This is a genomic window from Hyphomonas polymorpha PS728 (assembly GCF_000685315.1).
GTDB classification, from domain to species: Bacteria; Pseudomonadota; Alphaproteobacteria; order Caulobacterales; family Hyphomonadaceae; genus Hyphomonas; species Hyphomonas polymorpha.
The window spans coordinates 110,653-124,336 of record NZ_ARYM01000012.1 but is presented as its reverse complement, the minus strand read 5'-3'; the positions used below and the strand labels follow the sequence as shown (position 1 = coordinate 124,336).

Below are 13,684 nucleotides of genomic sequence, written 5' to 3'. Positions count from 1 at the left end.
AATAGATTGACCGCGTCCCATCTCATATCATACCAGACGGTATCGTAACAATCGTTACGAAATAATCATCGGGGCTGCAACTGCGGCCCCGAACACGAGAAGGATATCTCATGTCGACGAAACTGAAGGGCAAGGTTGCCCTGGTCACGGGCGGCTCGCGCGGGCTTGGCGCGGCCATTGCCGAGGCGCTGGCCGATCAGGGCGCAGATGTCGCGATCAGCTACACCGCCTCGGCGGCGAAGGCTGAGGCCGTGGTCGAGAAACTAAAGGCAAAGGGCGTGCGGGCGCTGGCCATCCAGGCTGATCAGGGGGATCTGGCCACGGCCGGGCCGCTGGTCGATCAGGTTGCGGCGCACTTCGGCAAGCTGGACATTCTGGTCAACAACGCCGCCGTCGCCGTTCAGGGGCGCACGGTGGACGATCCGGCGCTCGAGACGGCCGAGTATGACCGCCAGTGGCAGGTCAATGTCCTGGGCGTGGTGGCCCTAACGCGGGCAGCGTCCCGCAAGCTCTCCGATGGCGGACGCATCATCTTCATCGGCTCGGGTCTTGGCAGCAAGGTGCCGTTCCCCGGCGTGGCCGACTATTCGGGCACCAAGGCGGCGATTGCCGGCTATGCCAAGGGCGTCCAGCGGGATCTGGGGCCCCGCAACATCACGGTGAACGTGGTGCAGCCGGGCATCATGCTGACCGATATGGGGACCGCCGCCGCCGGCAAGCTGCCGGACTCCGTAATGGATGCCCACCCCATCCGCCGCGTGGCCACCGTTGAGGAAGTGGCCGCCGCCACCGTGTTCCTTGCCGGGCCGGACGCAGGCTACATCGCCGGCAGCATCGTGGATGTGTCGGGCGGTTTCCTCGCCTGAGGCGGGGCCGGGTTCAGGGCGGATAGTCAACATCCGCCCTGAGCGTTTCAGTTCGTCACCACCGTGAACCGGGCGAGCTGGTCATCTGTCGGCGTGTAGTCCGGCTTGAGTTCCTTCGATTTGACGAAGTCGTAATAAGCCCCTTCCACATCGCCGGTACGCTCGCGGGCCAGGCCGCGATTGTAATAGGCGGCGTAGAGGTCGGACGAATCGAGTTCGATGGCCTTGTCCAGCGACACCAGGGCAGAGTTGTAATCCTGCTTGAGGATGTAGGCGGCGCCCTCGTTCAGCCAGGTAGGGCCGGAGTTTGGCGAGATGCGCTTTGAGGCGGCATAATCGCTCAGCGCCGCATCCAGCTTGCCCTGCCGCATCCGCAGAACACCCCGATTCGTGAAGGTGGCGGCGCGATTGGTCAGATTGAGGGCCTCATGCTCCAGGGCCCGCGTGCAGAGTTCTTCCGCAGCCACCTGGCTGAGCAATCCGTATTTCGCCGCTTCGTAACAATCCTTAGCCAGCCCGCCACCGATGACGGTTACCTGCGCGGTGGCCGCAGGGGCCAAAACGGCCAGAAGGGCCGTAAATACAACTGTACGGACCATGTTTTCCTCCCGTATTTCGTTGTAAGAAGAGTATAGCACTCTGCCCCCGGCCGGGCGATGCGCTGCGACAATTTTGAGCGAGGAAAACGCTGGGGTTCCCAGCGCGGCTGGTATAGTTAGAGGCCAAATTGAGACGAATTGGGGTTGAATCCGTGCGACACATCCTTGCCGCCCTCTCCGCTGCCATGCTGGCCGCACCGGCCTTTGCGGCCGAGCCTGTAGACGGCGCGATCAACATGCAGCCTGCGGCGACGCGAATCGCTGAGCGCGTTCATGAGTTCCACAATGTGCTGCTCGTGATCATCACGGCCATCACGCTGCTGGTGCTGGCGCTGCTCATCTGGATCGTGGTCCGCTATAACCAGAAGGCGAACAAGGTTTCCCGCAAGTTCAGCCACAACACCACCATCGAGATCGTGTGGACGGTTGTGCCGGCGCTGATCCTGGTGGGCATTGCGGGCCTCTCCTTTCCGAACCTGTTCTATCAGAACGTCACGCCGAACCTTGGCCAGATCGTTGCCACCTCCAAGCAGCTGCTGGCGGACGGCAAGTCGGCCGAGCATCAGGCCTTCACCAAGAACTACTTCCCCGATGCGGCGGAAGAGGGCTTCGTGAACGTCAAGATCCAGGGCAACCAGTGGAACTGGACCTACACCTATCCCGATATCGTCGATGAGACGGGCGAACCTGTGGAATTCGTTTCCAACGGCATCCATAAGGGCCGCGCCTCTGATCCCACCGATGGCCTGCGCCTGCTGTCGACCGACTATCCGATGGTCGTTCCGGCAAACCGCTATGTCCGTTTCTACACGGCGGCCGCTGATGTGATCCACTCCTGGGCCGTGCCGGCATTCGCCATCAAGGTGGATGCCATCCCCGGCCGCCTCAACGAAGGCTGGTTCCTCGTGCGGGAGCCGGGCGTCTATTACGGCCAGTGTTCGGAACTCTGCGGCGTTGACCATGCCTACATGCCGATCGAGGTCCGCGTGGTTCCGCAGGCACAATTCGATGCCTGGGCTGAGCTGATGAAGGCTGGAGATTTTGACGGCGCCGCCGCTTCGGTGAGCCAGATCGCTTCGGCTGAAACCGAAACCAAATTCGCTTCTAACTAAGTTCCGAGAGAAAGAGCCTTTCCCATGCCTATGGACGAAGTTGCCCTCGATCACGGCCACGACAGCCACGATCACAAACCCGGCTTTTTTGCGCGCTGGTTCTTCTCTACGAACCACAAGGACATCGGTACGCTGTACCTCATCTTCTCGCTGATCGCGGGTATCGTCGGCTATTCAATGTCGGGCCTGATCCGCTGGGAGCTTGCTGAGCCCGGCATCGGCCCGATGCTGTGGATCCAGACCACCTTCTTCGGCCTGGAAGGCGACGCTGCCGTTGCCGCGGCCAAGCATTTCTACAACGTCGTGATCACCTATCACGGCCTCGTCATGATCTTCTTCATGGTGATGCCCGCGCTGATCGGTGGCTTCGGCAACTGGTTCGTGCCGCTGATGATCGGCGCGCCGGACATGGCCTTCCCGCGGATGAACAACATCTCGTTCTGGCTGACGGCGGCTGCCTTCGTGCTGGCCATCCTGTCGATGGTGGTTCCGGGCGGTTCTGCCGGTAACGGCTTCGGCGGCGGCTGGACCCTGTATCCGCCGCTCTCCGGCTCGACCGGCCACCCCGGCCCGTCGATGGACCTCTTGATCCTGTCGCTGCACACCGCCGGTATCGCCTCGATCCTCGGCGCCATCAACTTCATCGTCACCATTCTGAACATGCGCGCACCGGGCATGACGCTGCACAAGATGCCGCTGTTCGCCTGGGGTATGCTGATCACCGCCGTCCTGCTGCTTCTGGCTCTGCCGGTGCTCGCTGGCGCGCTGACCATGCTGCTGACCGACCGTAACTTCGGCTCACAATTCTTCGTGCCTGCCGGCGGCGGCGACCCGGTGATGTTCCAGCACCTGTTCTGGTTCTTCGGCCACCCCGAAGTGTACATCATGATCCTGCCGGCCTTCGGCATCGTCAGCCACATCGTGTCGACCTTCTCGAAAAAGCCGATCTTCGGCTATCTCGGCATGGCCTATGCCATGGTGTCCATCGGCGTGATCGGCTTCGTCGTGTGGGCCCACCACATGTACACGGTCGGCATGAACGTGGACCTGAAGGCCTACTTCGTGGCCGCCACCATGGTCATCGCGGTGCCCACCGGCATCAAGATCTTCTCGTGGATCGCTACCATGTGGGGCGGCTCCATCGAGTTCAAACTCCCGATGCTCTGGGCCATCGGCTTCATCTTCCTGTTCACCGTGGGCGGTGTGACGGGCGTGGTGCTGGCCAATGCCGGTGTCGACCATACGCTGCACGACACCTACTATGTGGTGGCCCACTTCCACTACGTGCTGTCGCTCGGCGCCGTGTTCGGTCTCTTCGCCGGCTGGTACTACTGGTTCGAGAAGATGTTCGGCATCAAGTACAACAGCTTCCTCGGCGGCCTGCACTTCTGGCTGATGTTCATCGGTTCGAACGTCCTGTTCTTCCCGCAGCACTTCCTGGGTCTGCAGGGGATGCCGCGCCGCTACATCGACTATGCAGATGGCTTTGCCACCTGGCACCACTGGTCGTCGATCGGCTACGCCATCACCCTCGTTGCCACGCTGATCTTCTTCTTCTCGCTGGCTGTTGCCTTCATCCAGCGCCGCAAGGCCACCGTGGATGAGCATGGCCATGGCAACCCGTGGGGCGAAGGCGCAACGACGCTGGAATGGACCCTGCCGTCCCCGCCGCCGTTCCACCAGTATAACGAACTGCCGGTGGTCACGAACAAGGGCGGCCACTAAGCGCCCGGCCTGACAAAGGCTTGAAATCAGACGGCCCTTCGCATGAGAGTGCGGAGGGCCGTTTTGCTTTGAGAAGGCTGATGCTTCAGAACCGTTTCGTCCCGCTCGGATTTCTCTTGGCCAGCCTGTTTGCGCTTAGCGGAGGCATCTCGGTTCTTGCAGCGGTCGCGATTGCGCATGCATTGAACAGCCGAATGCCCGATCATGGGCTCTACGATTCGTACTACTTTGTGCATGACTGGGGCTTCACATTCTACGTTTTCGGTGGGTTCTTGGTATTTGCACTGTTTTACTGGTTGGTGCCCCGTGTAACCGGAATTCGGTTTCGTAAAGTTCTTGCTTATTTGCATTGGGGTACGGCTACGATGGCAGCTTTACTTGCCCTCTGGTCGTCACTCTCGGTTGCGTTCCGGGACCCTCCGAAGCGATTTATCGACTATGAGTCGAGCTTCGAGCAGCTATCAATGATCGCCATGCTCGCTGAATATGTCGCGCTGCTTTCCCTCGTCATCTTTGCCATATGCATCGCAGACGCCGTTTTTGAGCGCATCCGCCGAGGCAAACCGCTATAAGCCCGCCTATGACTGACACGCACACGACATCCAGCAAACGCCCCGCCACGGCTGCTGACTATGTGAACCTGATGAAGCCCCGCATCATGATGCTGGTGGTGTTCACAGCGGTCGCAGGTCTGGCCGCTGCCAGCGGCATGACGGGCGTAACCATGCACCCGGCCATGGCGGCGATTGCCGTGCTGGCCGTCGCGCTCGGCTCGGGCGCAGCAGGCGCCATCAACATGTGGTATGACGCGGACATTGACGCCGTGATGAGCCGCACGGCGACGCGGCCGATCCCGTCCGGCGCCGTGCCGAAGGAAGAGGCCCTTGCCATGGGCCTCATCATGTCAGGCGTGTCGGTGATGCTGATGTGGCTGGCGTCCAACTGGCTGGCGGCCGGGCTGCTGGCTTTCTCGATCTTCTATTACGGCGTCATCTACACGATGTGGCTGAAGCGGGCGACTCCGCAGAATATCGTCATCGGCGGCGGCGCAGGGGCCTTCCCCCCGGTCATCGGCTGGGCGGCGGTCACCGGCAACACGCCGCTGGACGCCTGGATCCTCTTCGCCATCATCTTCTTCTGGACCCCGCCGCATTTCTGGGCGCTGTCGCTGCTGGCGCACAAGGAATACGCCAAGGTCTCGGTGCCGATGCTGCCCGTCACGCATGGGGCAAAGGCCACGCGCCTGCAGATCCTGATCTACACGCTGGTGCTGATTCCCGTCTCGCTCAGCCCGCTGGCGACCGGTCTTGGCGGCTGGATCTATGCCGTCACCGCCGGCGTGGGCGGCCTGGTCTTCCTCGTCTGCGCGCTGGCCATCCTGAGCTCGAAGGCGGGGGATGACGGCGCCCCGGGGGCAGACATGAAACTCGCCCGCAACACATTCCTCTTCTCGATTCTCTACCTCTTCGCCCTGTTTGGCGCGGTGCTGGTGGAGCATGCCGCCGGGCTGCATTTCCCGGTCATCGGAGGCTGATATGGAAGATCCGACCCTCAAGCCGGACGTGCGCCGGATGACGCCGGAAGAACTCGCCGCCCGCAAGAAGCGGAACCTGTGGCTGGGTCTGGCCCTTGCCGGTTTCGTCGTTCTGGTGATGATCACCACCATCATCCGGCTGGCAACCGGAACAGGCATTTCGGGGCGGATGTAATGGGTCTGTCGAACGCAAGGATCGGTCTGATCGCGGGCGGCTTTGCCGCTGGTATGCTGACGCTCGCCTTTGCGGCAGAGCCGCTTTATTCGGCTTTCTGTGAAGTGACCGGCTTTGGCGGCACCACGCGGGTGGCTACCGAAGGCCCGAAGGAAATGCTCGACCAGACGGTTGAGGTCCGCTTCGACGCGAATGTGGCCGATACGCCGCTGAAATTCCGCGCGCTGCAGGGGCCCCAGACAGTCCAAATCGGCCAGCATGGCCTGGCCTTCTACGAGGTCACCAACCCGACCGACCGCGAAATCCGCGTCATCGCCAGCTATAATGTGACGCCGCACCTGGCGGGGCCGTATTTCAACAAGCTGGAATGCTTCTGCTTTTCTGAGCGCGTGATCGCGGCCGGGGAAACGCGCAAGCTGCCGGTGGTCTATTTCATCTCGCCCAACATGGTCGAAGACCGGGTGGCGAAGAATCTCGAAACTATCACACTCAGCTACACTTTCTTTGACAGTGGCACGTATAACGGGCCGCGCACCGAAGTGTCCGGGCCTGTGCCCGCAGCGGCGCCTGACGCGCCGGCGGGCGGGGGTGCGGCAAATCCGGCCACGCCGGGCTGAAACAGTTGCGAAAAGGCGCGCGCAAGCGATAAACAGCGCCAAAGTATTGTGGCGATTCCGGAGGGGATTGAGAAAATGGCCGGCGGCGACGTCAAACACGATTATCACCTGGTGAACCCCTCGCCGTGGCCGCTCCTCGGCTCGCTGGCGGTCACCGTTCTCGCAATCGGCGGTGTGACCTACATGAAAGGCCTGTTTGGCCTGGCTGAAGGCACCTGGTGGCTCATGGCCATCGGCTTTGCTATGGTCATCTGGGTCATGTTCGGCTGGTGGGCAACCGTCATCAAGGAAGGCCGCGTGGGCGATCATACGCCCGTGGTCGAGATCGGCCTGCGCTATGGCATGATCCTGTTCATCGCCTCCGAGGTGATGTTCTTCGTGGCCTGGTTCTGGTCCTTCTTCGAATTCGCCATCTTCTGGGATGCCCGCGTCGGCGCGCACTGGGATTCTGCAAACGCGCTGTTCCAGGAAGGGCTTGAGCGCTTCAAGCAGTTCCCCCCCGAAGGCGTCACGATGTTTGACCCCTTCCACCTGCCGCTGATGAACACCCTCGTCCTGCTGCTCTCGGGCACCACGGTCACCTGGGCCCACCATGCGCTGGCTCATGGCAACATGAAGAGTGCAAAGCTCGGCCTGATCGTCACGATCCTGCTCGGCCTCGGCTTCACCGGTCTTCAGGTTCTCGAATACAGCCACGCGGCCTTCTCGTATGACGGCACGCTCTATGGCTCGGCCTTCTTCATGGCCACGGGTTTCCACGGCGCCCACGTGGTGATCGGTACGATCTTCCTGATCGTCTGCCTGATCCGCATGTATGCCGGCAACCTGACGCCGAAGAAGCATCTCGGCTTCGAATTTGCCGCCTGGTACTGGCACTTCGTGGACGTGGTGTGGCTCTTCCTCTTCGCCTTCGTCTATGTGGCTCCGTGGCTCATCCACGGCGGCAGCGGCCACTAAGTCTCTGCGCCGTCCCAAGGGGCGGTAAGGGATGACACAATCTGGCCCGCCGGTGTTTCAGCGCTGGCGGGCTTTGTCTTTCCGGGGACGTGCTTGTCCCGATTTGTCCTGGATCCGACCGATGATGTTCCGCCCCTTACCCGTCATGACCGTGCTGAGCGTGATCGCGTTCGCCATCCTGATCATGTTCGGCAACTGGCAGTGGGGGCGCTATGCGGAGAAGATGGCGCAGAAGGGTGCCGAGCCGGACTGGGCCGAGATCGCCGGCACCACGCTGCCGGGCACCGAGAAGATCGTCTATGCCTATGCCGATGGTGACGCCGCCTGGCGGCAGGTGACCGCGTTCGAGACAGCAGAGGGCATCCTCTTCCTGCCGCTGACGATTACCTATTCGATCGAGCCGCCGCCGGTGAACCCCGCCGGCGAGCCCCAGACGCTGACGCTGCGCGGCCTCTGGCATCCGCCCCAGCGGCGCAACGCGTTCACCACAGAGGATGATCCGGAGAAGGGCATCTATTATGCGCTGGATCCGGAGCGGCTGGCCGCCTCGCTGCCGGCGGATCTGGCGGCGCGGGTGATCCCCCGCGTGTTCGAGCCGGAAACGCTGATCCGTGCGGACTATCCGGCGCCCCAGCCGGTCGCCAACCCTCTGCTGATGCCGGGCGACAGCGCGCGCCTGCCGCCAGAGCGGCATTTTGGCTATGCAATCACCTGGTGGGGCCTCGCCATGGCGCTCGCCGGTGTGTATCTGGCCTTCCATTACCAGCGCGGGCGGCTGCGCTTCAGGCGGGAGACGAGTAAGTGAAGTATATCTCGACACGGGGTCAGGCAGAGCCTGTCGATTTTGCCGGCGCGTGCCTTGCCGGTCTTGCGGCCGATGGCGGCCTCTATGTGCCTGAAAGCTGGCCGCAGATTGCGCCGGCTATACCCGGCGAGCCCTATGCCGAAACCGCCGCGCGCATTCTCTCTGCCTTTGCCGGCGACGCCATCCCCAAGGATGTGATGCGCCAGCTGTGCGAGAAGGCCTATGGCCGCTTTGCCCACCGATCCGTGGCGCCGCTGACGCAGGCTGGCCCCGGCCTCTGGCTGATGGAGCTGCACCATGGGCCGACGCTGGCCTTCAAGGATGTGGCGATGCAGATCATCGGCCAGATCTATGACTATCTCCTCGGCCTCTCGGGCCAGCGGATGACGGTGACCTGCGCGACTTCCGGCGATACCGGCGGGGCCGCTGCCGGAGCGTTTGCCGGGGCGAAAAATGTGCGCCTGGTGATCCTGCATCCGCATGAGCGGGTCTCGCCGGTGCAGCGCCTGTTCATGACGACCACGGGCGCGGAGAACGTCCTCAACATCGCCGTGGACGGAGACTTTGACGACTGCCAGTCGATGGTCAAATCGATGTTTGCCGACAAGGCGTTTGCCGCCAGCATCGGCCTTTCGGGCGTCAACTCCATCAACTGGGCGCGGATTGCGGCGCAGGCGGTCTATTACGCCACCGCCAGCGCGCAGCTCGGCCACCGGGCGCTGCGCTTCGTGGTGCCGAGCGGCAATATGGGCGACGCGCTGGCCGGCTATGTGGCGGCCCGCTGCGGCCTGCTGCCGGGCGGCCTCGAAATCCGCTGCGCAGTGAACGAAAACGACACGCTGGCCCGGGTGTTCAACACCGGCCGGATGACCCGCCAGGCCGCCGTGGCAACGCCCAGCCCGGCGATGGACATTGCCGTGCCGTCCAATTTCGAGCGCCTGCTGTTCGAAGTGACGGGGCGCGACGCTGAGGCTGTGCGCCGGACCTATGAAACCTATGCCCAGGCGGGCGAGGCAGAGCTGCCGGAGACGGCCAGGGCGCGCCTCTCCTGCACCGGGCTTTCCGCCGCTTCGGTGAACAATGCCGATACGCTGGCCGAGATGGAGCGGTTCCGCACCGAGACCGGCTGGCTGATCTGTCCGCATACGGCGGTTGGCACGCAGACGGCACGGGGCCTCAAGCCTTCGGATGCGGCGGCGACCGTGGTGCTGGCAACGGCAGCGGCGAGCAAGTTCCCCGAAACGGTGAAGGAAGCGACCGGCGAAGACGCCCCGCTGCCGAGCCGCTGCGCCGAGCTTCTGGGCCGGGGCGAAGTGTTCGAGCGCTTTGCCTCTGATCCGGCGGCGGTGCGCGCCCGCATTGCGGCCTTCGCAGGCTAGGCCGGGCCCATGGCGTTTGTGCCGCTCGATACGGTTATCGCGGCAGAGCGGCTGGTGCTGATGGCGCCGCGCAAGAGCGACTATGAAGACTGGGCCGCGCTGCGCACGGTGAGCCGCGCCTACCTTGAGCCGTGGGAGCCAAGCTGGCCGGCCGATGCGCTGAGCCGCAAGGACTGGCAGCGGCGCGTCACCGCCTGGACCAAGGCCTGGAAAGCGGGCACGGGCTATGTGTTCCTCATCCGCCGGCTGTCTGACAATGCGCTGCTGGGCGGTGCCTCTCTGACACAGGTGCGCGGCTGGCCGGCCAACAGCGCCAGCCTCGGCTACTGGATGGGCGAGCCCCATGCCGGCCAGGGCTATATGAAGGAAGCGGTGAAAGCCCTGTGCACATGGGCGTTTCCGATGCTTAACCTCGCCCGGATCGAGGCGGGGATCGTGCCGGAGAATGACCGCTCCCGCGGGGTTCTGGAAGGCACGGGATTTGCTGAAGAGGGACGGGCGAGCGCATACCTCGAGATTGCGGGCGTGCGCCGAGACCATATCCTTTTCGCTCTCGTCAGGGGCGATATTCGCCGCTAGGTAACGAGAACACATGGCAAAACGCACCCCCAAGGAACCCCAGGGCAGCTGGCACTGGCGCGGCGAGGCTGGCCGCCTCCTCATCGAGGCACAGACCGGCACGCTGTTATCGGATCTCTCCGGGGACTGGTCTCTCGATGCGCTGGAGAAGATGGTGGAGGGGCTGAGCCGGGGGCGGCTGGCCAAGGCGCTGTCGACCGGTGAAGGCGGCCCGGTGCGCTGCGGCCTGCGGCTTTCCAACGGCCGGGACGTGCATTTCGTCGGTGCCTTCGTCAGCGACAGCGAGGCGCGCGGCATGCTGCTGGCGGGGGAGACCTTCCCCGAGATTGACCCCAGCGATATGCGCCCCGGCCCGGATCTCGCCCCGGTCTACCAGCCGATCATTTCGCTGCGCGATGGCCGGGTGGTCGGCTTCGAGGCGCTGGCGCGCTGGGACAGCAATGAAGAGACCGTTCCGCCCAGCCGTTATGAAGATCAGGCGCTGGCGTCCAACATGCTGATCCGCTCGGCCGAAACCCTGTCGAACCTGCGGGAGGGGGCAAAGCGCGACGACCTCTTCATGCATGTGAACCTCACCGCGCGGGAGCTGACCAAGAGCACGCTGCCGGCGCTGATCGAGGCGCTGATGAATGGCTACAAGCTGCCTGAGCGGGCGTTGCGCATGGAGCTGACCGAGCAGGCCGCCCTGCGCGACGAGACCCATGCGCTGGCCGCCGCGATGGCGCTGAAGGCGGTGGGCGCGGGGCTGGTGCTGGATGATTTCGGCACGGGGCATTCCTCCTTCGCCTGGCTGGCCGACCTGCCGTTTGACAGCCTCAAGATCGACCATGGCCTGACCAGCCGTCTTGGCCAGCACCGCAATGACACGATCCTCTCCACCATCACGCTGCTGGCCAGCCGGCTGGGCATGTCCTCGACTGCCGAGGGCGTGGAAGCGCGTGAAGATGCCAGCCGCCTGCGGGCGCTCGGCTTTGACTATGCCCAGGGCTTTGCCTTTGCCCGTCCGATGGACGCAGACAGCGCGCTGGCTTTCCTGAAAGGATGACGAAATGAGCCAGGCAACGCCCCAGCACCGCGCGATTGCAGATTACCTGACCGATGCCTTTGGCGGCGAGATCAGGGTGATGGGCCAGTCCTATCATGATGGATTATCCGTGAACGTGCTTGTCTCTTCCGGGGCGCCGGAGGGGGACTATCTTTCCTGCTCCACCATCGGCCTCAGCGACCGGGAACTGGTGCTGGAAGATGAGCCGATGGGCTTTGGCGTGGAGCTGTGCGGGGCGCTCTATGCGGACGAAATGCCGTTTGTGGAGATGCTGGCCGATATTGCCCATGAGGTGCAGACCGGTGAATGGAGCATTGGGCTGGGCACGATCCTGCCGGATGTGGTGCAGGCCTATTTCCCCGGCAGCACGATGCAGCATCTTCTGCTGGTGCATCCTTTCTTCTGGGATGAAGACTTCGGCGTGTTCGAGCAGGATGGCCGCAAGACCGTCTGGCTGCAGATCATTCCGATTTCGGGCAGCGAGTTTGAACTGGCCGAGGAAGAAGGGCTCGAAGCGCTGGAAGAGAAGCTGGAAGCCTCCGGCGCCGATGTGTTTGACCTGCTGCGCGCGCCGGTGGTGTGACGCCGTCAGGCATTGCCCGCATTTGACTGAAGCCGCGAGAGGTCTACGCCCATCCGCGTGAGGGCGTGGCGCCATTTGTGTTCATAGGCGTCGCCGAAGACGAGATCGGAATCGGGCGCGCCGACCAGCCAGGCATTCTGCGCCAGTTCCTGTTCGAGCTGGCCAGCGGCCCAGCCGGCATAGCCCAGCGCCATGACGAATTTGCGCGGCGGCGCCGATGAGGCAATCGCGGCGAGGATTTCGCGCGTGGCCGTCATGCACAGCTCATCCTCCACCTCCATCGTGGCGCCGTCACAGATCACGTCATCTGTGTGCAGAACAAAGCCGCGTTCAGTGGCCACCGGGCCGCCCTCCAGAATGGCGACGCCTTCCAGATCAGCCTCCTGGGGCACATCCATCTGGTCGATGATTTCCTGCAGGTCGATGCCCTCCATCGGGCGGTTCAGCACGATGCCCATGGCGAAATCCGGGGTGTGGGCACAGACAAGGATCACCGATCGCTCGAAGCGCGGGTCGCCGATGCCGGGCATGGCAATCAGCAGCTTGCCGGTGAGGTCCGTTTCAATCTGCATGTCGTGCTCCGGCCACCGAGGCTGGGGCAGGTGGCGGGCATTTGCAAGTGAAAATCCGGTGGGTCAGGCCGCGAGGGCAGGCTTTTTCCGGCGCTTGCGCCTGGGTTTGCGCAGGAAGGTCCAGGTTCCGGCAAGGCCGAGAACGGTCAGGGAGAGGCCGGTGAGGAAGGAGAGGAGATCATAGAGGCGCCCGCCGATCCCGGCCGAATGCAGGGGATAGAGCGCGTTGAACACCCGGTCGGCGCGGGAGAGGGCGCGGCCATCTTCGGTGGCGAGGGGGCGGTTGGTGGCCGGGTCCATCAGCACATAGGTGCGCCCGTTCTGGTGCCACTCGCCGGGCTGGCGCAGGCGCAGGGAGGCCGGGGCGCCTTCGCTGCGGGGCGGGCTGGCAAGGCGCGGATAGGCGCCGGGGAAGGCCTCCTGGGCGGCGGCGAGGGTGGCGGTCCAGTCGGTGGTGCCGGGCCCGGCGGCGAGGCGCGCCGAGGGCGCTTCGGCGGGGGTGAGGGTGACCACCTTCAGCACCGCGCGCACCGGGCCGGAATAGACCATGGCGAACCCGGTGAAGGCGATGAGAATGATCGGCAGGGCGAAGATCACACCCAGATCGCGGTGCTGGGCAAGGAGATCCCGGCGCCGGGCCGATTTCGGCCAGACGCGCCAGGCGAACATGCGCAAGGTAGGCCAGACGATGATAAGGCCGGTGAGGGCGAGGATAACCGCCGCCCCGCCGGCCACCCCGGCGATGAGCTTTCCGGTGTTGCCGGCCAGCAGATAGTGGTGAAGGTCAAACAGCCAGTCTTCGGCGCGGCCGTTCTTGGCCCAGCGCGCAACCGTCTCGCCGCTGCGGTCGATATAGGCGCCGCCGCCATCCCGGAAGACCGCCTTGTGCAGGCCGAAATGCGCATCGCCGAGGGAGACGTATTGCAGTCCTTCAGGGCCATAGGTGGCCTCGATCCGGCCGAGCACCGGGCCGAGGGTTTCGGGGGCCAGAGAGACCGCCTCGCGCGCCTCTGGAAAGACGGCGCGCAGATAGTCCTTCTTGAACACCAGCAGGGACCCCGACAGCCCCAGCACGGCAATCAGGAGAGACAGAACGGCGCCCGCCCAGGCGTGCGCCGTTCTCAGAAACATCATCA

General features: G+C 63.8%; 16 protein-coding genes. 13 read left to right on the top strand and 3 right to left on the bottom strand.

Annotated features, from left to right (window positions below; all coding sequences use genetic code 11):
* Positions 1 to 110: 110 nt before the first annotated feature.
* Positions 111 to 866, top strand: a complete 756-nt coding sequence (locus HPO_RS11675) for an SDR family NAD(P)-dependent oxidoreductase (RefSeq protein WP_035598799.1) — start codon at positions 111 to 113, stop codon at positions 864 to 866.
* A 47-nt stretch (positions 867 to 913) separates the two neighbouring features.
* Here the strand turns inward: HPO_RS11675 and HPO_RS11670 are convergent, their stop codons facing one another.
* Positions 914 to 1,465: a tetratricopeptide repeat protein gene (locus tag HPO_RS11670; protein ID WP_035598797.1), complete on the bottom strand. Its 552-nt coding sequence runs from the start codon at positions 1,463 to 1,465 to the stop codon at positions 914 to 916.
* Positions 1,466 to 1,617: 152 nt separating this feature from the next.
* Between HPO_RS11670 and coxB the strand changes: the two genes are divergently transcribed.
* The 12 genes from coxB (at position 1,618) to HPO_RS11615 (ending at position 11,976) form a co-directional block, all read left to right on the top strand.
* Positions 1,618 to 2,577 carry a cytochrome c oxidase subunit II gene (gene coxB / locus HPO_RS11665; RefSeq protein ID WP_035598794.1) on the top strand — a complete coding sequence of 320 codons (960 nt, stop codon included), beginning with the start codon at positions 1,618 to 1,620 and terminating at the stop codon, positions 2,575 to 2,577.
* A gap of 24 nt (positions 2,578 to 2,601) precedes the next feature.
* Positions 2,602 to 4,302 (top strand): cytochrome c oxidase subunit I, encoded by a 1,701-nt coding sequence (gene ctaD, locus HPO_RS11660; protein ID WP_035598791.1) that lies wholly within the window; start codon positions 2,602 to 2,604, stop codon positions 4,300 to 4,302.
* An 80-nt stretch (positions 4,303 to 4,382) separates the two neighbouring features.
* Positions 4,383 to 4,874, top strand: coding sequence for a hypothetical protein (locus HPO_RS11655; protein ID WP_035598789.1), 492 nt, complete (start codon positions 4,383 to 4,385; stop codon positions 4,872 to 4,874).
* 8 nt (positions 4,875 to 4,882) lie between these two features.
* The gene (locus HPO_RS11650; RefSeq protein WP_035598786.1) at positions 4,883 to 5,836 is read left to right on the top strand and encodes a heme o synthase; all 954 of its coding nucleotides are present in this window, start codon (positions 4,883 to 4,885) and stop codon (positions 5,834 to 5,836) included.
* Position 5,837: 1 nt separating this feature from the next.
* Entirely contained in the window at positions 5,838 to 6,011 is a 174-nt protein-coding gene (locus tag HPO_RS20835) for a hypothetical protein (RefSeq protein ID WP_199285919.1), read from the top strand.
* A complete protein-coding gene (locus HPO_RS11645) occupies positions 6,011 to 6,628 on the top strand; it encodes a cytochrome c oxidase assembly protein (RefSeq protein WP_035598782.1) in 618 nt (205 codons plus the stop codon). Before HPO_RS20835 ends, HPO_RS11645 begins: the two co-directional genes overlap by 1 nt.
* Before the next feature lie 75 nt (positions 6,629 to 6,703).
* Positions 6,704 to 7,585 carry a cytochrome c oxidase subunit 3 gene (locus HPO_RS11640; RefSeq protein ID WP_035598780.1) on the top strand — a complete coding sequence of 294 codons (882 nt, stop codon included), beginning with the start codon at positions 6,704 to 6,706 and terminating at the stop codon, positions 7,583 to 7,585.
* A 121-nt stretch (positions 7,586 to 7,706) separates the two neighbouring features.
* Positions 7,707 to 8,390 carry an SURF1 family protein gene (locus tag HPO_RS11635; protein WP_162174039.1) on the top strand — a complete coding sequence of 228 codons (684 nt, stop codon included), beginning with the start codon at positions 7,707 to 7,709 and terminating at the stop codon, positions 8,388 to 8,390.
* On the top strand, positions 8,387 to 9,769 hold the full coding sequence (thrC, locus tag HPO_RS11630) for a threonine synthase (protein WP_035598777.1): 1,383 nt from the start codon (positions 8,387 to 8,389) through the stop codon (positions 9,767 to 9,769). Before HPO_RS11635 ends, thrC begins: the two co-directional genes overlap by 4 nt.
* A gap of 9 nt (positions 9,770 to 9,778) precedes the next feature.
* Positions 9,779 to 10,348, top strand: coding sequence for a GNAT family N-acetyltransferase (locus HPO_RS11625; protein WP_051612552.1), 570 nt, complete (start codon positions 9,779 to 9,781; stop codon positions 10,346 to 10,348).
* A 13-nt stretch (positions 10,349 to 10,361) separates the two neighbouring features.
* Positions 10,362 to 11,393, top strand: coding sequence for an EAL domain-containing protein (locus tag HPO_RS11620; RefSeq protein ID WP_035598774.1), 1,032 nt, complete (start codon positions 10,362 to 10,364; stop codon positions 11,391 to 11,393).
* A gap of 4 nt (positions 11,394 to 11,397) precedes the next feature.
* Complete coding sequence (locus HPO_RS11615; protein ID WP_035598771.1) at positions 11,398 to 11,976, top strand: suppressor of fused domain protein; 579 nt, start codon at positions 11,398 to 11,400, stop codon at positions 11,974 to 11,976.
* Between the two features lie 5 nt (positions 11,977 to 11,981).
* On the opposite strand, the gene HPO_RS11610 is transcribed toward HPO_RS11615, so the two are convergent.
* Together HPO_RS11610 and HPO_RS11605 are read right to left on the bottom strand one after the other, a co-directional pair.
* Positions 11,982 to 12,548: a YqgE/AlgH family protein gene (locus HPO_RS11610; protein WP_035598768.1), complete on the bottom strand. Its 567-nt coding sequence runs from the start codon at positions 12,546 to 12,548 to the stop codon at positions 11,982 to 11,984.
* 63 nt (positions 12,549 to 12,611) lie between these two features.
* Complete coding sequence (locus HPO_RS11605; protein WP_035598765.1) at positions 12,612 to 13,682, bottom strand: PepSY-associated TM helix domain-containing protein; 1,071 nt, start codon at positions 13,680 to 13,682, stop codon at positions 12,612 to 12,614.
* Between the last annotated feature and the right edge of the window lie 2 nt (positions 13,683 to 13,684).

Coding starts and splice junctions, on each gene's coding strand:
- HPO_RS11640 (WP_035598780.1), top strand. CDS start 6,704: ATGGCCGGCGGCGACGTCAAACACGATTATCACCTGGTGAACCCCTCG.
- HPO_RS11625 (WP_051612552.1), top strand. CDS start 9,779: ATGGCGTTTGTGCCGCTCGATACGGTTATCGCGGCAGAGCGGCTGGTG.
- HPO_RS11655 (WP_035598789.1), top strand. CDS start 4,383: ATGCTTCAGAACCGTTTCGTCCCGCTCGGATTTCTCTTGGCCAGCCTG.
- ctaD (WP_035598791.1), top strand. CDS start 2,602: ATGCCTATGGACGAAGTTGCCCTCGATCACGGCCACGACAGCCACGAT.
- HPO_RS11615 (WP_035598771.1), top strand. CDS start 11,398: ATGAGCCAGGCAACGCCCCAGCACCGCGCGATTGCAGATTACCTGACC.
- HPO_RS11670 (WP_035598797.1), bottom strand. CDS start 1,465: ATGGTCCGTACAGTTGTATTTACGGCCCTTCTGGCCGTTTTGGCCCCT.
- HPO_RS11675 (WP_035598799.1), top strand. CDS start 111: ATGTCGACGAAACTGAAGGGCAAGGTTGCCCTGGTCACGGGCGGCTCG.
- HPO_RS11610 (WP_035598768.1), bottom strand. CDS start 12,548: ATGCAGATTGAAACGGACCTCACCGGCAAGCTGCTGATTGCCATGCCC.
- HPO_RS11650 (WP_035598786.1), top strand. CDS start 4,883: ATGACTGACACGCACACGACATCCAGCAAACGCCCCGCCACGGCTGCT.
- HPO_RS20835 (WP_199285919.1), top strand. CDS start 5,838: ATGGAAGATCCGACCCTCAAGCCGGACGTGCGCCGGATGACGCCGGAA.
- HPO_RS11620 (WP_035598774.1), top strand. CDS start 10,362: ATGGCAAAACGCACCCCCAAGGAACCCCAGGGCAGCTGGCACTGGCGC.
- HPO_RS11635 (WP_162174039.1), top strand. CDS start 7,707: ATGATGTTCCGCCCCTTACCCGTCATGACCGTGCTGAGCGTGATCGCG.
- HPO_RS11645 (WP_035598782.1), top strand. CDS start 6,011: ATGGGTCTGTCGAACGCAAGGATCGGTCTGATCGCGGGCGGCTTTGCC.
- HPO_RS11605 (WP_035598765.1), bottom strand. CDS start 13,682: ATGATGTTTCTGAGAACGGCGCACGCCTGGGCGGGCGCCGTTCTGTCT.